This is a genomic window from Nocardioides deserti (genome assembly GCF_014266025.1).
Lineage (GTDB): Bacteria > Actinomycetota > Actinomycetes > Propionibacteriales > Nocardioidaceae > Nocardioides > Nocardioides deserti.
Window position 1 is genome coordinate 131646 of the sequence record NZ_JACMYC010000007.1, and the last position, 17242, is coordinate 148887.

A 17242-nucleotide genomic window follows, 5' to 3' on the forward strand; every position below is an offset into this window, starting at 1 on the left:
CACTAGCCATCCCATCTGCGTGGTTCCTGGTCGTCAGTAGGACGCTACGTCCGATTGAACGGTTCCTTTGGTCAAGCTGCGAGCGCGACCGGGCGTCGGCGGCTAGGCCCACGGGACAGATGGCGCAGCGTGGTGGCGATACAGGCGACCTGGAGCCAGCCGGTCGCCGAGGTGGTGGTGTTCTCGAATGACTTCGCCAGCCGGCGGGAGCGGCCGAGGCGGCCGTGGGCGACTTCTACGCGCCAGGCGTGCCGGATGGGGCGGAAGACCGGTTGCTTGTCGTCCCATCCGACCCGGCGGACATCTAGGTCGTGGTCGCGGCCGAGGGTGCGGGCCGCAGCGGTCGTGACCCCGCGGTCCACCAGGACCAGCTCGAGCCGGCCGGTGACGCCTTGCTGGGTCAGGTGCTCCAGCATCAGCTCGCTGGCCCGGTTCTCGTGGGTGGAGGCGGGCACGACAAGGGCGCCGACCGGGAGGCCGGTCACGTCGACGGCGACGACGCGCTTGGCGCCCTTGGTGCGCCCGTAGGGGCCGCCCCGGTCGTGGAAGGTGAGCCCGCCATTCGACGCGCCGCGCGCCAGGTGGGTGTCGATGACGACCATCGAGGGCGCCTCATCGGCCCGCCCATCCGCTTGCCGCGCGGCCGCGTGCAGCACCGTCAGGGCCTGCGCCCACGTGCCGTTGCGTGACCAGCGCCGGAACTGCGACCAGACCCGAGTCCACGGCCCGAACGACGCCGGGAGGTAGCGCCACTGGCAGCCTGTCTGGGCGATGTAGAGCATCGCGTCTACCACGGTTCGCAGGTCACCAGCGTGCTTGCGGCCGCGCTTGCCCGGCGCGTTGAACACCGGCTCCAGCAGGTTCCACTGCTCGTCGGTCAGGTCACTGGGGTACGGCATGCCTCGCACAGTGCCCACGGAAACCGTTCCTGCAATAGGGACACACCCAGTTAGAACGCGGACCGGCCGCCCGCCGGCCCCTCGGGCCTACCCACCGATCTTCGCGCCTTAGAGCGCCGCTTCCGCTATCCTGACGTTCTTGGCCTAGTAGCTCAGCGGATAGAGCAGCCCCCTAACGAAGGGTTGGTCGGGGGTTCGAATCCCTCCTAGGATTGGGAGAGGCGCGGTGCGGTCATAGACCCCGCGCCTCTTTCCCTGTCAGGACGTGTAGTAGCCGGGGTTCTTCTGCTTCGCCCGGTCCTCCTCCGAGTTGGACACGTCACGAAGGAACACATGCGTACCACGGTCCAGGTCACCGTGGCTGTCGTAGGAGTGCCAGACGTCCTCAACGCGAAAGCGGCGGTAGTCCGCTATGGGCAGCAGCACACCGTCGCCAACCGCCAGACGAGGAGGAACCTCCTCGTCCTGCCAGAGGTACTCATTCGTAGCGGCGTCGTAGTAGGACACCATCCAGCGCACGTAATCAACCATGGCCCTCACGGTACGCAGGTCTAGAGGGGCCAGCCCGTAGGCCAGCCCCTCTCAGAGTCCTGCTGTTCAGTTGCGGCGCGGTAGCGCCCTTGGTCGGCCCCTGGGCCGAGTGACGACTTGGATCAGCACATCGTTCACGGTGAGCCGTCAGACGTAGGCGTCGCGGCCCCGCTGCCGAACGATGAGCCGTACGTCGATCACGCCTTCGGCTGCTTCGCGGTCACCGTGTGGACGACGACCTCGCGGGTGCCGGGCTTCCAGCCCGCGTCGTGGCTGCCAGCCTCCACCGCTTGCGCCAGCGCCAGGTTCGTGATGAACCGACGAGCCGTCGCGGTGGACACCTTCAGCGTCTCGGCGATCGCGTCCACGGTCTGCCCGGCCTCGCGCATCCTGGCGACTGCTTCGGCCTGCGCCCGTGCCTCCGTTCCCATGACGAGGTAGGGCAGCGAGCGGCGGGTGCCGTTGGCCCGCACCTTGAGGAGCGTGGCCTGCCCAGTGGTCAACGCCTCCACCAGCGTCTTGGGCTCCGGCTTCGGCTCGGGCTTACCCTTCGTGGGCGTGGCCTTCGCGGCAGCGGGCCTCTGCTCCTTCGGAGCAGCGGGCTGCGGCTTGGTCGCGGCGGGCTTGCGGGTGGCGGGCTTGCGGGTGGTCGTGGTGGACATGCTGGCCTCCTGGCCGGTCGCGGAGACCGCTTCTGGCCTCCCGGTGAGAGCACAATGCAGACCCGTCGCCGAGAAGTTCAGAGCGAATCTGGGACCTCGTCGCCCATTTCGGCGACCACCTGCGGAGACGGTTTCTAGAAACTCTCGGGCGACGTCGGTCAGCGGACCAGAACAGCAGGTGCGGCCTGCCTGCCGGTGCCAGCTCACTTCGTTCCGCAATGCTGCGCGCTTGCGGCCGATGCTCGTGGGGAAGTGCGCGGGAGAGGTACAGGACGGGGCGGGCCAAGCGCATGCGTACGCCTACCAACACCAGTGAACTGCACCCCAACTGCATCCGGGTTCGTTCGACCTAGGCACAAGAAAGGCCCGCAGCCAGCGTTTCTGCTGGTTGCGGGCCGATTCCTGGTGGTGGAGCTGAGGGGATTCGAACCCCTGACCTTCTCATTGCGAACGAGACGCGCTACCAACTGCGCCACAGCCCCAGTGCGACCCCTGGGCGTTGCACCCGGGACGCGAGGGAAGACGTTAGCACCCGCTCCCGCGGCCGCCGAATCAGCCCTGGATCAGGACCCGACGGCGCGGGCGTCGTCGGCGGAGGACGCCGCGGAGGACTTCTTCGCAGCCCGGGCGGCCTGGTCGGCCTCGCGCGCCAGGGCGGCGTCGGCGTCGGTGCGGCCCGAGGTCCAGACGCCGGTGGCGTCGAGGTCGATCGTGCGGACGGTGCGCCGCGGGGCGGCCGGCTTGGTGACGTACGTCGGCAGGGTGACCGGCACCGGCTCCCACAGCGACGGGTCGACGTCGGCCTGCTGGACCTGCGGCTGGTCCTCGACGCGGACCGCCTCGAAGCCCTGGGTGTCGTCGACGCGCTCCTCGGCGACCGGCTCGGCCGGGGCCTCCGCGGCGGGCTCCTCGACCGGCGCCTCCTCGACCGGGTCCTGGATGACGGGGACGCGGGCAGAGGGCCGGCGGGCCGACCGCTCCTGGCGGACCATGAGCCGGCAGGCGACCAGCCACGCGACGAGCAGGGCGACCGGCGCGGTGACCCACCACCACGAGACGACCGACGTCGCGGCGAGACCGACGACGCCGGCGTTGAGCACCAGCACGCCGCCGAGCACGCGACGCCGACGGCGAGCGGCCTGCGCGGCCGCGGCGCGGCGTACGGTCGGCGACCCCGCGGGCACCCGCACCGACGGCTTGGTGACCACGACGGCGGCGTCCGCCGGGCGGCCCGGCGTCACGACGAGCCGACCGCCGCGCGAGTCGACCGGCTCGCGCCGGGCCAGCACCCGCATGGTGTCGGAGAACCGGTCGACCGACCGGCTGCGCTGCACGTCGTCGTGGTGCTTGAGCGCCTTCGGGATCAGGTAGACGGCCCAGGCCACCGCAAGGGCGACGAAGATGAGTGCGCTCAGGTCCACGGGCCGAGCGTAGGTACGCAGGCGGCAGATGGGGCGGATGTCAAGGGGTGTGTCGCAAATGGCCCCTGTGACTGGTGTGATTCGTGGTTCGCGCCGTCGGCTTGTAACGCGACGTCCGCCGCTCTACCCGCCCGTTGCAGCGTGCAGATAGAGCAGGGAACGTCGCGTTACATCCCCGGGCCGGCCGCCGCGTCGAGCCGGGCCAGCAGCCCGCCGGGGCACTCCTCGGCGGTGATCGCGTAGAGCCGGTGGTCGCGCCAGGCGCCGTCGATGTGGAGGTAGCGGGGGGCGTAGCCGTACTCGGGGATGCCCAGCTTCTCGACGACGCGGAGCGAGTTGGAGTTCTCCGGGCGGATGGCGATCTCGATCCGGTGCAGGCCGAGCGGCCCGAAGCAGTGGTCGACGGCCATCGCGACCGCGCGCGGCATGACCCCGCGGCCGGCGAAGTCACGGTCGAGCCAGTAGCCGATCGACGCGAACAGCGCCGACCCGCGCACGACGTTGTTGACGGTGAGCTGGCCGGCGAAGCTGCCGTCGACCTCGACCGCGAAGGGGTACGTCGTTCCCTGGCGGGCCTGCGAGTGCAGGCGCCGGACGAGGGCGCGGTACGACGTGGGGCGGGCGTCGCCGCCCGGCGGCACGGTCGCGTCCCATGGCACCAGCCAGGCGGCGTTCCGGCTGCGGGCCGAGCGCCACGGCCCGGCGTCGGCGTACGACAGCGGGCGCAGCGTCACGCCGCGCGAGGTCAGCCGGACCGGCCAGGGCTTGGTCACCCCGCGCTCCCCGAGCCCCCCGGCCGGTCGTGGTCGCTGCCCACACTGCGCTCATGGTCGCTGCCGACGACCTGCTCCACGGCGTGGACGAGCATCGGCTCGAGCACGGCGAGGCCGTCCTTCACGCCGCCTCGCGAGCCGGGGAGGTTCACGACCAGGCAGGTACCCACCACGCCCGCCAGACCTCGCGACAGCGCCGCGGTCGGCACGCCCTTCGCGACGCCGTGCGCGCGGATCGCCTCGGCGATGCCGGGCACCTCGCGGTCGAGCAGCGGCCGGGTGACGTCGGGGGTGCGGTCGGTCGGGGTCAGGCCGGTGCCGCCGGTCGTGAGCACGACGCGTGCACCGGCGTCGACCGCGGCGCGGATCGCCTCGCCCACCGGCTCGCCGTCGGGTACGACGGCGGGTGCGCCGACCGCGAAGCCGAGCCCGGCCAACCAGGAGACGATGAGCGGGCCGGTCGTGTCGTCGTACACCCCGGCGGCCGCGCGGTTGGACGCCACGACGACCGCGGCCGGCAGCCCGGGCACCGAGCCGGCACCCGCCTCGGGCGAGGTCACGGCCGGGCCCAGTCGCCGGACTTGCCGCCCGTCTTCGTCTCCACCCGGACGTCGGTGATCACCGCGGCCTTGTCGACGGCCTTGACCATGTCGATCACGGTGAGCCCGGCGACGGCGACGGCGGTGAGCGCCTCCATCTCGACGCCGGTCCGGTCGGTGGTGCGCACGGTTGCGGTGATGTCGACCGCGTCGTCGGCGACCACGAGGTCGACCACCACCCCGGACAGCGCGAGCGGGTGGCACAGCGGGATGAGCGTCGAGGTCTGCTTGGCGCCCATGATCCCGGCGAGCCGGGCGACCGCGAGCGTGTCGCCCTTGGGCACGCCGGCCCCGCGCAGCAGCGCGACGACGTCGGCCGAGACGAGCACGCGGCCCGAGGCGGTGGCCGTGCGGGCGGTGACGTCCTTGGCGGACACGTCGACCATCCGGGCGGCGCCCGCCTCGTCGACGTGGGTGAGCCGGGGGCCGGGCTGCTCGCTCATCAGAACTCCTCGTCGAGCCGGACCACCGAGACGGTGTCGCCGGCGGCCAGGGCGGTGACGTCCTCGGGGACGACGATCAGGCAGTCGGACGCGGCGAGGTCGCCGACCAGGTGCGAGCCCGGACCGCCCACGGGGGCGACCTGCGCGCCGGCGCCGCTGACGTCGAGCTCGCCGCGCAGGAACTGCCGCTTGCCGGCCGGCGAGGCGATCGCGTGGGTCAGCCGTGCGCGGACCTGCGGGCGGGCGTGCGGGAGCAGGCCCATCAGCTTGCGCAGCGCCGGCAGCACGAAGGTCTCGAAGGAGATGTAGGAGGAGACCGGGTTGCCCGGCAGCGTGAAGATCGGGACGCGGTCCTCACCGACGAAGCCGAAGCCCTGCGGCTTGCCCGGCTGCATCGCCACCGGCCCGAACCACACGCCGTGCGGACGCAGCGCCTCCTTGACGACGTCGAAGTCGCCCTGGGAGACGCCACCCGAGGTCACCACGACGTCGGCGCGGACCAGCTGGTCCTCCAGCGCGTCGAGGAAGGCCCGCGGCTCGTCGGGGACGATCCCGACGCGGTAGGCGATCGCCCCGGCGCGGCGGGCGGAGGCGGCGAGCAGGAACGAGTTGCCGTCGTAGATCGAGTCGGTGCCCAGCGGCTGGCCGGGCTCGCGCAGCTCCGAGCCGGTCGAGAGGATCACGACGCGGGGACGCGGACGGGCGAGCACCGTCGGGCGGCCGACGGAGGCGAGCAGACCGAGGTGGCGCGGGCCGAGCACGGTGCCGGCCTCGACGAGCAGGTCGCCGATCGCCACGTCCTCGCCCGCCCGGCGGACGTGCTGCCCGGAGGCGGGTGCGCGCTCCACGCGGACCTGGCTGGCGCCGCGGTCGGTCCACTCGTAGGGCACCACGCAGTCCGCGCCGGTCGGCACCGGTGCGCCGGTCATGATCTTCGCGGCGGTCCCGGGCGCGAGCGCCAGCAGGCCGGTCGACTGGCCGGCGCCGATCTCCCCGACGACCGGCAGGTGGACCGGGGACTCGTCGGTCGCGGTGGCCACGTCGGCCAGCCGCACGGCGTACCCGTCCATGGCGGAGTTGTCGAAGCCCGGCAGCTGCACGGTCGCGACGACGTCCTCGGCGGCCGCGAGCCCCAGCGCCTCCATCAGCGGCTGCGGGGACGGCGACAGCGGCTCGAGCGCCGCCAGCACCTCCGCGAGGTGCTGGTCGACCGAGCGGGGAGCCGGGTCAGCCATCCGAGGCCGCGGCCGGCTCACCGAGCACGGTGCCGGCGTCGATCCGGCCGTTGCTGGCACCGTCGAGCGCGACGTCGCCGACGACGGAGACGCCCTTGCAGAAGGTCCAGTCGCCGTTGACCCGCAGCGAGGACGCCTCGCGCATCGACGGCGCGCCCTCGGGGAAGCGCTTGTCGAACTCGCCGACCAGCTTGTAGTGGTCGGGGTCGAGGTCGACGAACGGGATGTCGCCGGCGACCTGGTCGAGCACGAAGTCCTGCCCGATCTCGTAGACGTCCGAGCGCAGCACCAGCAGGTCGTTGGTCGTCTTGACCGGCACGAACCGGTCGCGGCCGACCTCGATGAGCTGCGAGCCCTCGAAGACCTCGATCGCCGCGCCCATCGCGGTCTCGACCTGGACGACCTCGGGGGAGGACTTGTCGCCGGGGTCGACGTTCTTGACGTTGCGGATCATCGGCAGCCCAAGGATGCCCTCGCGCACGTCGAGCGCCTCCTGCATCGCGCGCAGGTCGAACCACAGGTTGTTGGTCGAGCAGTACCGGTGGCGGTCGAGGTCGGCGAGCGCCTGCTTGTCCTCGTCGAGGGTCTGCGCGGTCTCGCGCAGCACGATCCGGCCGTCGGACTTCCGCCGCGCGAAGTGGCCGCCCTTGCGGTCCGAGGGGGTGCGCCGCACGGCCTCGATCGCGAACGGCGCACCGGAGCGGGCGAACCAGCCGGCCACGACCGGGTCGGGCACGGCCCCGAGGTTGTCGGAGTTGGAGACGAAGACCCGCTCGTAGCCGGCCTCGAGCAGGCGGGCGAGCAGGCCGGTGCCGCGCAGCGCGGTGTACAGGTCGCCGTGGCCCGGCGGGCACCACTCCAGGTCGGGGTCCTTGGGCCAGGACACCGGGCTGAGGTCGGAGGTGAGGAGCTTGGGTTCCTTGTTCTGCAGGAACTCCAGCGGCAGGCCCTCGACCGGCAGGTCCGCGTAGCGCGCGAGCGCGGCCATGGTGTCGGCGGACGTGCGGAAGCTGTTCATGAAGATCAGCGGCAGCGTCGCGCCGTGGGCCTTGCGCAGGTGCAGCACCTGGCGGGCGATGATGTCGAGGAAGGACAGCCCGCGCCGCACGCACAGCAGCGACTTCGCCCGGTCCATCCCCATCGACGTGCCGAGCCCGCCGTTGAGCTTGATGACCGCCGTCGTGCGCAGCGCCGCCGCGCCGATCCCGTCGGGCACCTCGACGTCGGCCAGGGACTCCATGTCGACCGGGTCGATCGTCGACTCCGGGATCATCCCCGTCTCGCCGTGCTCGAGGAGCCGGTAGTAGTGCGCGAAGGTCTCGATCGCGACCTCGTCGACACCCGCGGCGAGCATCTTCTCGCGTGCCTTCTGCAGGCCAGGACTACCCATGCTGCCGATCGTAGGCTCGGGGGGTGAGCGACCGGCAACTGCCCGCCAGCAGCGCGGCCAAGACCGCCCTGCGCGACCAGGTCCTGGCCGGTCGCCGACGGCGCTCGCTGCTCGCCCTCGGGGAGGACGCGCGCGCCACCGCCGAGCACCTCCTCGCGACCCCGGAGGTACGCCGCGCGGCGACCGTCGCGGCGTACGTCTCGATCGGCGGGGAGCCCGGCACCTCCTTCCTCCTCGACGCGCTCGCGGCGACCGGCAGGCGCGTCCTGCTGCCACGGCTGCTGGCCGACGGCGACCTCGACTGGGGCACCTGGCGCGGTGACGGGTCCCTGGTCCGGGCCCGGATGGGCCTGCTGGAGCCGGTCGACTCGCTCGGCGTGGACGCGATCGCGACGGCCGACGTGGTGCTGGTGCCGGGGCTCGCGGTCTCCGCGACCGGGATGCGGCTGGGCCGCGGCGGCGGCTCCTACGACCGGGCGCTCGCGCGGGTCCCGGTCGGCACGTGGACGTGCGTGCTGCTCGGGGACGACGAGGTCGGGCTGGACGTGCCCTCCGAGCCGCACGACCGGGCGGTGCTGGCGGCGGCGACCCCGTCCGGCATCACTCGCTTCTAGTCCGCCTCGGCCGGGACCAGCCTGAGCACGTCCTCGCCCGCGGCCTCGACGGCCTCGCGGCTGAACGGCCAGGCGATCGTCTCGCCACGCGCCCACAGGTCGGTCTGGTCGGTGTAGTGCCCGCTGGCCGGGTGGCCGGAGACGCCGCTCAGGTTGATCCAGCGCGAGTCGTCGAGGTCGGCCAGCGACACGACCATCCGCATCGACGGCGCCGAGGTGACGGCGTACCCCTCCGCCGCGTCCCAGGCGGTCGCGTCCACCGTCGACGACCCGCCGCCGACCTCCCAGGGCCCGCGGTTCACCAGCTCCTCGACCGGCCGGATCCCCGACTCACCGAGCGACGGCGAGCGCAGCTCGAGGGTGTGCAGCGCGCCCCACGACCAGTCCTCGGGGTGCAGCGACTGGAGCCGGGTCAGCTCGTCGCGCGCCTCGAGCAGCGCGGTGCGCAGCACGTCGTCGCGGCGCTCCACGACGTCCTCGGTGGTCACGTCGTCCCACCACGGGTCGGCCGGCTCGCGCAGCAGGCCGCTGACCACGGCGAACCAGCGCTGGCCGCCGTCGGGCCACACGTCCTCGGGCAGCTCGTCGTGGAAGGTCTGCTCGAGCAGCGTGCGCCAGACAACGTTGTAGGACGCCGCGGCCGCGCTGTCGGCCGACTGCGAGCCGTCCCAGCCGTCGAGCAGCCGCTGGCCGGCCGAGGCGTAGCCGCGCGGGAGGTCGACGTCGAGGAGGTACGGCACGAGGGTCGCGGCCATCGGGTTGCGGTCGTCGAGCTGCAGCTCGGCCATCTCCGCGACCGACAGCTCGCCCTCCTCGACGAGCAGGTCGCGGATCCGCTGGGAGCGGTAGCCGCGGTCCCAGTCCTGGGTGAGCGGGTAGGGGTAGTCGGGGCCGACGACCGCCTGGTTGGCCGTCACGACGAACCCCTCCTCGGGGTCGAGCACGTGCGGCAGCCCCGCGAACGGGACCGTCTCCCCGCTCCAGTCGTCCTCGGGCCGCCAGCCCTCGGCCGGCCACCGGCCGTCGTTGCCGGACTTGCGGATCGGCACCACGCCCGGCGCCTGGTAGCCGATGTGGCCGGCGCGGTCGGCGTACACGAGGTTCTGCGCCGGCACCGCGAACGACGCCGCCGCCTCGCGGAAGGAGTCCCAGTCGGTGGCGGTGTTCATCGCGAGGATCGCGTCGGCGGTCGCGCTCGGCTGCAGCGCCGTCCACGCGAGGGCGACCGCGTGCTCCTGCTCCGAGGAGGCGCCGACCGTCGCGAGACCGTCGTCGACGTCGGAGAGCAGCGGTCCGTGCCGGGTCGCCCGGACCTCGATCGTCACCGGGTCGCCGCCGCGGACCTCGATGGTCTCGGTGCGCGTACGCAGCGGGAGCACCGCGCCGTCGTACCGGTAGCCGTCGTCGCCGACGACCCGCTCGAGGTAGAGGTCGGCCACGTCCGGGCCGAGGTTGGTGAATCCCCACGCGATTTGCGCGTTGTGGCCGATCACCACGCCCGGCACGCCGGAGAACGTGAACCCGGCGACCTCCATCGGGCAGGCCTCCGACACCGTCCGGCAGTGCAGGCCCATCTGCATCCAGACCCCCGGCATCGACACGCCCAGGTGCGGGTCGTTGGCCAGCAGCGGCGCGCCGGTCGCGGAGTGCTCGCCGTCGACGACCCAGCTGTTGGAGCCGATCCCGTCGCCGCGACCCAGCCACGACGGCACCGCGTCGAGCGCGTCGCGGACGCTGCGCAGCGCCTCGCTCCAGCCCGGCTCCGCGCGCCACGCGGGCCGCTGCGGCAGGCGGGTCCCGCCGGTGGTGGCCTCCGGCTCGAAGACCCCGTCCACGACGGCGCCGCCGTCGACGATCGGCGCGTGCTCGTCGAAGGGGTACGCCGGCCACAGCTGCTCCGCGCGCCGCTCCCCCACCGCCGCCGCGGTCAGTGCCCGGTCGACCTCGTCGCCCATGTTGCCGCGCAGGTCCCACGCCATCGCCTTGAGCCAGGCCAGCGAGTCCACCGGCGACCAGTCCTCGGGCCGGTAGCCGAGGCCGGACCCGTTGAGGACGGTGTACTCCACCGCCAGCTGGGACGGCGACCGCTGGCGCAGGTAGGCGTTGACCCCGTCGGCGTACGCCTCGAGCACCTGCCGCGTCCGCGGCGCCACGATCGCGAGCTCGCGCTCCGCGACGCGCCGCCAGCCCATCGTGCGGACCGCCTTGTCGCTCTCCAGCGCCGCCTCGCCGAACATCTCCGCCAGCCGGCCCGCCGTCGCGTGCCGCCGCACGTCCATCTCGAAGAACCGCTCCTGCGCGTGCACGTAGCCCTGCGCCTTCACCAGGTCGGTCAGCGAGTCGGCGTAGACCTGCGGCACGCCGTGCTCGTCGCGCACCACCTCGACCTCGGCCTCGAGACCCGGCAGCTCGGCGGTGCCCGACCACTCCGGCAGCGGCCGGCGCAGCAGCACGCCGACGGTGACGACACCGGCGACCAGCACCAGGACCAGCCCGGCGGCGACGTACGACGACACCCTCGCCCAGCGCGGCCACGACCGGAGCACGGCCAGCGGCCGGCGCCGTCGGGGGGACGTCTGCTGGTCGGGCATGGTGCGCCATTCTGCCGTGTCGTAGAATTGGCAGTCGCACGACGAGAGTGCCAACACCTCTGCTCAGACCCCCGGAGTGAACGTTGCCGACCTACCAGTACGCCTGCACCGAGTGCGGTCACGCCTTCGAGCAGTTCCAGAGCTTCTCCGACGACGCCCTGACCGAGTGCCCCGAGTGCTCGGGCCGCCTGCGCAAGCTGTTCAACGCGGTCGGCGTCGTCTTCAAGGGCTCGGGCTTCTACCGCACCGACAGCCGCTCCGGCTCCTCCTCCACCGACGGCGGATCCAGCTCCTCGAGCAGCTCCGGCTCCACCACCTCGGACAGCTCCTCCTCGTCCAGCTCCTCGAGCTCGACGACCTCGACCTCCACGAGCAGCACCCCCGCCGCCGCCTCCTGACCCGTCCCGCGGGCGGGCCTGTGGAGAGGCCGACGCACACGGGCGCGGATCCTCCTACCGTCGGGGCATGCGCCTGCCCGACCGCCTGACCCGCCCCGCCCGAGCGGTACGCCGTGCGGTGCTGGCGCGCCGCCGGCTGCTGGCCGCGGTGCTCGCCGCCGTCGCGGTGGCGGCCGCCCTGCAGGCGACCGCCCGGCCGGCGCCGGCGACGGTCGCGGTGACCGTGGCAGCGCGGGACCTGCCGGTCGGCGCGGTCGTGGGGCCCGAGGACCTGGCGACGGCCGCCTGGGCGCCGGGCAGCGCGCCGGTGGACCTGCCCGACCCGGTCGGGCGCGTGCTGGCGGCGCCCGTGCGGGCCGGTGAGCCGGTCACGGACGTCCGGCTGGTCGGGCCGGGGCTGACCGAGGGGCGACCCGACCTGGTCGCGGTGCCGGTGCGCCTGCCCGACGCCGGGATGGCCGCGCTGCTTGAGGTGGGCGACGAGATCGACCTGCTCGCGGCCGACCCGCGCTCGGGCGGCGCGGACGTGGTGGCGAGCGGCGTGCCCGTGCTCGCCCTGCCGGTCGACGACGACGCAGCCGTCGGCGGCAACGGGCTGACCGGGCGCCTGGTCGTCGTCGGCGCCGCCGTCACCGAGGTCACGGCCGTCGCCGATGCCGCCACGCGCTCCTTCCTGACCTACGCGTGGAGCCGCTAGCGTGCCGGGGATCCCCGGTCTCGGACCCATTCCCCTGGAGGCAGCATGCTCGGCGGCTTCAAGAACTTCCTGCTCCGCGGCAACCTCATCGACCTCGCGGTCGCGGTCATCATCGGCACGGCGTTCGGAGCCGTCGTCACGACGTTCACCAACTGGCTCACGGCGCAGCTGCCCGAGTCGGCGGACGAGTACTTCACCAACGCACCGAACTCGTTCGGCGCGTTCCTCAACGCCGTCATCTCGTTCGTGATCCTGGCGGCGGTCGTCTACTTCTTCATCGTCATGCCGTACACCAAGGCCAAGGAGCGCTACTTCCCGAGCGCCCCTCCGGGCACGCCCGAGGACATCACGCTGCTCAAGGAGATCCGCGACCTGCTCGCGAGCCAGCAGCGCCCGCAGGCCTGAGGCTCACCCGGAGCCCGCGGATCAGCCGCCGTGGTGCGGCGGCACCTGCTCCTTCAGCCAGGTGTCGCCGTCCCGGCGGTCCCGGGCTTCCGGGTCCTCGCGCTCGTCGCGGGTCGTCTCGGGAAGCACCTCGCCGAAGACCTCGGCGCGGCGCCGCGCCTTCTCCCAGTCGCTGGGCAGCCGCTCGTCGGGGCCGGTCATCCGCAGGTCCTCATGCCGCGCTCACGCACACAGGCCTGCGGCCTCGAGCTCCCGGGCGCGCTCCTCGTCGTCGGGGCGCGGGGTGCCTGACGGGCTGGTGGAAGGGCTGCCCGAGGGCGACCCGCTCGGGCCGTCGGAGGAGTCACCGCCGAGACCCGGCACGTTGCCGGCGTCGATGACGCCGTCCTGGAGCCGGCGGCTGAGCGGCTCGTCGTTCGCGACGCGCCGCCACACCTGCTCGGCCTCCGGCAACCACTCGACCCGGCCGGGGTCGACCTCGCTGTACTCGAACGGCACGGTGATGAACTTGATGTTGTCCAGCCCGATGTGCTGGAAGCTGTAGCCGACCTTGCCGAGCGCGAAGAGGTTGTCGAAGTCGGTGGTGAGCGAGTCGACCGCGGCGTCGAGGAAGTTCACGACCCGGTCGGGGCGGGCGAGCACGTTGCCGGAGACGACCTTCTTGGCCATCGCCGCGATGAACGCCTGCTGCCGCTTGATCCGGCCGATGTCGGAGCCGTCGCCCAGGGTGTAGCGGGCGCGCACGTAGTTGAGCGCCTCCTTGCCCTCGATCTCGCGGGTGCCGGCCGGGATGTTGATGCCGTGGGCCGGGTCGGAGATGTCCTCGGGGATGCACACCTCGACGCCGTCGATCGCGTCGACCATGTCCTGGAACCCCTGGAAGTCGACGACCACGTAGTTGTCGAGCTTGACGCCGGTGAGCTGCTCGAACTGGCGCATCGTGCAGGCCGGCCCGCCGATGGAGTAGGCCGCGTTCCACATGACGCCGTCCTCGGCGGGGATGACGTCGCCGTCCTCGGTGAAGCACTCGGGCCGGTCGACCAGGGAGTCGCGCGGGATGCTGACGCCGTACGCGTTCTCCCGGTCCGCGGAGAGGTGGAACAGGATCGTGGTGTCCGAGCCGCCCCCGGCCTCCTGGTCGATCGCGTTGCCGACGCCCTCGCGGGTGTCGTCACCCATCACCAGGATGTTGAGCGGGTCCTGCGGCCCATCGACCGCGACCGCGCTCGGCCGGTCGTCGCCGAGCTGCTCGCTGAGGTCCTCGACGGTCAGGTCGCCGTTGAGCGAGCGGTAGAGGAAGACCACCGAGAGGCCGGTGACCATCGCGAGCACGACGGTGGTGACGACGAGCACCCGGGCGACGGTGTGCCGGCGGCGGGCCCGGGCCTTGCGACGACCGGCGCGGCCACGGGTGTCGGGCTTGCGGCGGGCCTCGGCGCGCGGCGTGCCGGCAGCGTCCGGTGACGGGGGCTGCTCGTCGGGCATGGATCACCTTCGCATCAGGAGGAACGTCCCATTCTGACCGGCACCGGTGAGGAACCCCAAACGGCCTCAGCGACTTCTCAGGCGGGGCGTGCTCAGCGTCGGGGCCGCGGCGGCGGCCCGAGGTCGACCCGGCACTCCGCGCCGGCGCAGTCGCGCAGGACCTTCAGCCGCCGCTTCATCTCGCGCACCACGGGCCGGTGGCGGGCGTCGTACGCGAGGTTCTCCAGCTGGTAGCGGTCGCGGCGGTTGTCGTAGAGCTCCAGGAACCCGGACTCGCTCCAGCGGACGAAGGTCCACCGGTCGTTGCGGACGCCGCGGTACCACCACGGTGCCGGCGAGTCGTCGGCCCGACCACCGGCCTGGACCAGGATGTCGCTGTCGCGGCGCGGGCGGTCGCGGTCCCGGACGAACGGCATGATCGAGCGGCCGTCGACCACGCGCCCGGGCTCCACCTGCGCGACGTCCAGGATCGTCGGGGCCAGGTCGACGGTCGTGACCGTCTGCCGACGGGTCGCGCCCTTCGGGAACCCGGGGCCGCGGGCCAGCAGCGGCACCCGCACGGACTCCTCGTAGGGGAGGATCTTGCCGCGGTAGCGGTGCTCGCCGAGCAGGTAGCCGTTGTCGGAGGTGAACAGCACGACCGTGTCGTCGAGCTCGCCGGCCCGGCGCAGCGCCTTGAAGGTCTGGTCGACGCCCTGGTCGACCGCCGCGAGCGCGCGGATCCGGTTGCGGTGGAGGTACGTCGCGGAGCGGCGCCCGATCTTGTCGCGCTTGCGGATCTCGTGGCTCTTGTCGCTCACGTCGGCCTCGTCGAAGGACGGCTTGCGGACCGACGGCGGGACGGCCTTCCGGTAGAGCGCGCGGTGACGCGGGGCCGGCATCGGCGGCCGCGCGCAGCCCGCGTCGTCCACGCACATGCCGTGCGGGGCGTAGTAGGAGGCCCAGATGAAGAACGGCTGGTCCGCGGCCGACCAGTCCTCGACCAGCCGCACGGTGTCGTCGCGGACCACGTCGCTGGAGTAGTCCTTGGCGTGGAAGACCGGGTCGCCGTTGCCGTACATCGGGTAGCGCAGGTAGCCGAACTCGTTGGTCGTGGCGACGTTCCAGTAGTCCCAGCCCCGCGGGACGCCCTGGGTGGCGTCGTACTGGTTGAGGTACTTGCCGCTCATCCCGACCAGGTAGCCCGAGTCCTGGAGCCAGGCGGCGAGCGTGTTGTCGGGGTCCTTGAGCGCGCCGACGCCGCCGTACGGCCCCCCGTTGGTGTGGACGCCGTTGTTCTGCGCGAACTGACCCGTGACGATCTCCGCGCGCGCCGGGCAGCACAGCGGGTGCGGCGAGATCATGTTGCGGAACGTCACCCCGCCGCGCCCCAGCCACCGCCGGGTCCTGGGCATCCAGCGCATGTCGCTGAGCGCCTGGTCGTCGGTCGTGATCAGCACGACGTTGGGCCGGTCGTCGCCCTCGCGCCGGGCGTCCGGGCGGTGTCGGGGCCGCTCGTACTCGTAGCCGCCGGCGTTCATGCCCGACCGCTGCCCGGCCGTCGGCTCGATCCGCTCGGTGCGGGGCACGTCCTCGCGCATCGGGGACGACAGCGCGCTCGCGACCACCACGGCCACGACCAGCACGATCCCCAGCAGGACGAGCACCCGACGCAGCACCGGTCCCCCTTTCCGCACGTCCGCCCCGGAGTCCCCGGGCCGCCCCCAAGGTTAAGGAATCGACCCAGCGACCCTCGCATCGCGGACCCGTGCCGGGCCTGCCAGGATTGTCGCCACGCCCCAGTAGCTCAGCGGATAGAGCAGCCGCCTCCTAAGCGAAAGGTCGCAGGTTCGACTCCTGCCTGGGGCACCCGGTTCCCTCAGCGGTCCGTCAGGTCCGCCAGGGTCCGTCAGGGCCGGTCGAGGACCTCGAAGCGGATGCCCGCCGACTGCAGGCGGGCGAGCAGGGCGTCGCCCATGGCGGCGGCGGTCGTGACCGAGCCGGCGGTGGTCGGGTTGTCGTCGAGGGCCAGGCACATCGCGGACTCGGCGAGCATCTTCGCGGTCTCGCCGTAGCCGGGGTCCCCGCCGGAGACGCGGGTGTGGACGGTCCGGCCGCCGCTCTCGCCGACGAAGTCGACGGTGAACCACGACTTCGCCCGGCGGGCCGCGTCGGGACCCTCCCCCTGCTTGATCCGGCCGAGCAGGGCGTTGCGCACGGGGCCGACCTGGGCCGCCAGGGTCAGGGCCGTGACGCCGGCGGCACCGCCCGCGGCGTACCGCAGGGTCTTGGTGCCGGCGAAGTGGGAGTAGCGGAACTTCGGGCCGTACGCCGCGAGCGCGTCACCGCTGCGGGCGACGATGAACGGGTCGATCGTCGGCAGCGGGAGCAGCCAGTAGCCGGTGACCGGGTCCTTGCCCGGCTTGCCGGCGACCGCGCGCGACGAGCGGCCCTCGGGGCGCTGGCCGAGCTGCTTCTCCAGCGCGCGGCGCTCCCCCGAGGCCGAGCGCATCTGCCGGGCGCGGGAGAACTGCGTCATCGCCGAGTGGAACGTGCCGCCCGAGACCGTCCCGCCGCCGCGGACCACGCCGCGCAGGGTGAGCGGGCCCTCGACCGGGGCGAGCTGCTGGACGGTGAAGTAGGCGCCGAGGTCGTGCGGGATCGAGTCGAAGCCGCACGCGTGCACGATCCGCGCGCCGGTGCGCTGCGCGGTCTCGTGGTGGGCGGTGAACATCCGGTCGACGAACTCCGGCTCACCGGTCAGGTCGAGGTAGTCGGTGCCGGCCTCCGCGCACGCGGCGACCAGCGGTTCGCCGTGGGTGAGGTAGGGCCCGACGGTCGTGACGACGACGCGGGCGCTGCGCGCGAGCTCGGCCAGCGAGGCGGGGTCCGAGCTGTCCGCGGTCACCAGCGGCAGGTCGGCCAGGCCGCCGTCGATGCGGACCAGGCGCTCGCGCACCCGGGCCAGCTTGTCGGCGTTGCGCCCGGCGATCGCCCAGCGCAGCCCGGCGGGTGCGTGCTCGGCGAGGTACTCCGCGGTGAGGCCGCCGGTGAAGCCGGTGGCACCCAGCAGGACGACGTCGTAGGGGCGGTCGGAAGAGCGGTCGCTGGCCATGCGAG

Annotated in this window: 18 protein-coding genes and 3 tRNA genes; 6 read left to right on the plus strand and 15 right to left on the minus strand. The window is 73.0% G+C overall.

The genetic code is table 11. From position 1 onward, the window contains the following. Positions 1-71: 71 nt before the first annotated feature. Positions 72-899 carry an IS5 family transposase gene (locus H7344_RS13590; protein ID WP_188834869.1) on the minus strand — a complete coding sequence of 276 codons (828 nt, stop codon included), beginning with the start codon at positions 897-899 and terminating at the stop codon, positions 72-74. 141 nt (positions 900-1040) lie between these two features. Here H7344_RS13590 and H7344_RS13595 point away from each other — a divergent pair. Next, positions 1041-1114: transfer RNA gene (locus H7344_RS13595), tRNA-Val, on the plus strand. A gap of 43 nt (positions 1115-1157) precedes the next feature. Here the strand turns inward: H7344_RS13595 and H7344_RS13600 are convergent. The 9 genes from H7344_RS13600 to H7344_RS13640 all read right to left on the minus strand — a co-directional run bounded on the left by H7344_RS13600 (position 1158) and on the right by H7344_RS13640 (position 7953). After that, the gene (locus tag H7344_RS13600) at positions 1158-1430 is read right to left on the minus strand and encodes a hypothetical protein (RefSeq protein WP_186346548.1); all 273 of its coding nucleotides are present in this window, start codon (positions 1428-1430) and stop codon (positions 1158-1160) included. A gap of 197 nt (positions 1431-1627) precedes the next feature. Further along, the gene (locus tag H7344_RS13605) at positions 1628-2092 is read right to left on the minus strand and encodes a hypothetical protein (protein ID WP_186346549.1); all 465 of its coding nucleotides are present in this window, start codon (positions 2090-2092) and stop codon (positions 1628-1630) included. 406 nt (positions 2093-2498) lie between these two features. Further along, positions 2499-2574: transfer RNA gene (locus H7344_RS13610), tRNA-Ala, on the minus strand. 81 nt (positions 2575-2655) lie between these two features. After that, positions 2656-3513 (minus strand): divisome protein SepX/GlpR, encoded by an 858-nt coding sequence (gene sepX, locus H7344_RS13615; RefSeq protein ID WP_186346550.1) that lies wholly within the window; start codon positions 3511-3513, stop codon positions 2656-2658. A gap of 167 nt (positions 3514-3680) precedes the next feature. After that, positions 3681-4286: a GNAT family N-acetyltransferase gene (locus H7344_RS13620; protein ID WP_186346551.1), complete on the minus strand. Its 606-nt coding sequence runs from the start codon at positions 4284-4286 to the stop codon at positions 3681-3683. Beyond that, positions 4283-4846: a MogA/MoaB family molybdenum cofactor biosynthesis protein gene (locus tag H7344_RS13625; protein WP_229706938.1), complete on the minus strand. Its 564-nt coding sequence runs from the start codon at positions 4844-4846 to the stop codon at positions 4283-4285. Before H7344_RS13625 ends, H7344_RS13620 begins: the two co-directional genes overlap by 4 nt. Then, on the minus strand, positions 4843-5328 hold the full coding sequence (gene moaC / locus H7344_RS13630; protein ID WP_186346552.1) for a cyclic pyranopterin monophosphate synthase MoaC: 486 nt from the start codon (positions 5326-5328) through the stop codon (positions 4843-4845). Before moaC ends, H7344_RS13625 begins: the two co-directional genes overlap by 4 nt. Beyond that, positions 5328-6563: a molybdotransferase-like divisome protein Glp gene (glp, locus tag H7344_RS13635; protein ID WP_186346553.1), complete on the minus strand. Its 1236-nt coding sequence runs from the start codon at positions 6561-6563 to the stop codon at positions 5328-5330. The genes moaC and glp overlap by 1 nt, the downstream gene beginning before the upstream one ends. Further along, a complete protein-coding gene (locus H7344_RS13640) occupies positions 6556-7953 on the minus strand; it encodes a UTP--glucose-1-phosphate uridylyltransferase (protein WP_186346554.1) in 1398 nt (465 codons plus the stop codon). The genes glp and H7344_RS13640 overlap by 8 nt, the downstream gene beginning before the upstream one ends. Before the next feature lie 23 nt (positions 7954-7976). Here H7344_RS13640 and H7344_RS13645 point away from each other — a divergent pair, with 23 nt between their 5' ends. Then, positions 7977-8567 carry a 5-formyltetrahydrofolate cyclo-ligase gene (locus tag H7344_RS13645; protein WP_229706939.1) on the plus strand — a complete coding sequence of 197 codons (591 nt, stop codon included), beginning with the start codon at positions 7977-7979 and terminating at the stop codon, positions 8565-8567. On the opposite strand, the gene H7344_RS13650 is transcribed toward H7344_RS13645, so the two are convergent. Beyond that, positions 8564-11158, minus strand: a complete 2595-nt coding sequence (locus H7344_RS13650) for a penicillin acylase family protein (protein ID WP_186346555.1) — start codon at positions 11156-11158, stop codon at positions 8564-8566. The genes H7344_RS13645 and H7344_RS13650 overlap by 4 nt on opposite strands. An 83-nt stretch (positions 11159-11241) precedes the next feature. On the opposite strand from H7344_RS13650, the gene H7344_RS13655 reads away from it, so the two are divergent. The 3 genes from H7344_RS13655 to H7344_RS13665 all read left to right on the plus strand — a co-directional run bounded on the left by H7344_RS13655 (position 11242) and on the right by H7344_RS13665 (position 12658). Further along, positions 11242-11556: an FmdB family zinc ribbon protein gene (locus tag H7344_RS13655; protein ID WP_186346556.1), complete on the plus strand. Its 315-nt coding sequence runs from the start codon at positions 11242-11244 to the stop codon at positions 11554-11556. 67 nt (positions 11557-11623) lie between these two features. Further along, positions 11624-12253 (plus strand): SAF domain-containing protein, encoded by a 630-nt coding sequence (locus H7344_RS13660; protein ID WP_186346557.1) that lies wholly within the window; start codon positions 11624-11626, stop codon positions 12251-12253. Between the two features lie 45 nt (positions 12254-12298). Beyond that, positions 12299-12658, plus strand: a complete 360-nt coding sequence (locus H7344_RS13665) for a large conductance mechanosensitive channel protein MscL (protein ID WP_186346558.1) — start codon at positions 12299-12301, stop codon at positions 12656-12658. 21 nt (positions 12659-12679) lie between these two features. On the opposite strand, the gene H7344_RS13670 is transcribed toward H7344_RS13665, so the two are convergent. The 3 genes from H7344_RS13670 to H7344_RS13680 form a co-directional block, all read right to left on the minus strand. Beyond that, positions 12680-12859: a hypothetical protein gene (locus tag H7344_RS13670; protein ID WP_186346559.1), complete on the minus strand. Its 180-nt coding sequence runs from the start codon at positions 12857-12859 to the stop codon at positions 12680-12682. A 21-nt stretch (positions 12860-12880) separates the two neighbouring features. Beyond that, positions 12881-14143: an LCP family protein gene (locus H7344_RS13675; RefSeq protein WP_186346560.1), complete on the minus strand. Its 1263-nt coding sequence runs from the start codon at positions 14141-14143 to the stop codon at positions 12881-12883. A gap of 92 nt (positions 14144-14235) precedes the next feature. Beyond that, positions 14236-15801: a sulfatase family protein gene (locus H7344_RS13680; RefSeq protein ID WP_186346561.1), complete on the minus strand. Its 1566-nt coding sequence runs from the start codon at positions 15799-15801 to the stop codon at positions 14236-14238. Positions 15802-15918: 117 nt separating this feature from the next. On the opposite strand from H7344_RS13680, the gene H7344_RS13685 reads away from it, so the two are divergent. Next, positions 15919-15991 (plus strand) — tRNA-Arg (locus tag H7344_RS13685). Positions 15992-16031: 40 nt separating this feature from the next. Here H7344_RS13685 and H7344_RS13690 read toward each other — a convergent pair. Continuing rightward, entirely contained in the window at positions 16032-17237 is a 1206-nt protein-coding gene (locus H7344_RS13690) for a saccharopine dehydrogenase family protein (RefSeq protein WP_186346562.1), read from the minus strand. Positions 17238-17242 lie beyond the last annotated feature (5 nt).

Coding starts and splice junctions, on each gene's coding strand:
- H7344_RS13590 (WP_188834869.1), bottom strand. CDS start 899: ATGCCGTACCCCAGTGACCTGACCGACGAGCAGTGGAACCTGCTGGAG.
- H7344_RS13600 (WP_186346548.1), bottom strand. CDS start 1,430: ATGGTTGATTACGTGCGCTGGATGGTGTCCTACTACGACGCCGCTACG.
- H7344_RS13605 (WP_186346549.1), bottom strand. CDS start 2,092: ATGTCCACCACGACCACCCGCAAGCCCGCCACCCGCAAGCCCGCCGCG.
- moaC (WP_186346552.1), bottom strand. CDS start 5,328: ATGAGCGAGCAGCCCGGCCCCCGGCTCACCCACGTCGACGAGGCGGGC.
- glp (WP_186346553.1), bottom strand. CDS start 6,563: ATGGCTGACCCGGCTCCCCGCTCGGTCGACCAGCACCTCGCGGAGGTG.
- H7344_RS13640 (WP_186346554.1), bottom strand. CDS start 7,953: ATGGGTAGTCCTGGCCTGCAGAAGGCACGCGAGAAGATGCTCGCCGCG.
- H7344_RS13650 (WP_186346555.1), bottom strand. CDS start 11,158: ATGCCCGACCAGCAGACGTCCCCCCGACGGCGCCGGCCGCTGGCCGTG.
- H7344_RS13660 (WP_186346557.1), top strand. CDS start 11,624: ATGCGCCTGCCCGACCGCCTGACCCGCCCCGCCCGAGCGGTACGCCGT.
- H7344_RS13665 (WP_186346558.1), top strand. CDS start 12,299: ATGCTCGGCGGCTTCAAGAACTTCCTGCTCCGCGGCAACCTCATCGAC.
- H7344_RS13670 (WP_186346559.1), bottom strand. CDS start 12,859: ATGACCGGCCCCGACGAGCGGCTGCCCAGCGACTGGGAGAAGGCGCGG.
- H7344_RS13675 (WP_186346560.1), bottom strand. CDS start 14,143: ATGCCCGACGAGCAGCCCCCGTCACCGGACGCTGCCGGCACGCCGCGC.
- H7344_RS13690 (WP_186346562.1), bottom strand. CDS start 17,237: ATGGCCAGCGACCGCTCTTCCGACCGCCCCTACGACGTCGTCCTGCTG.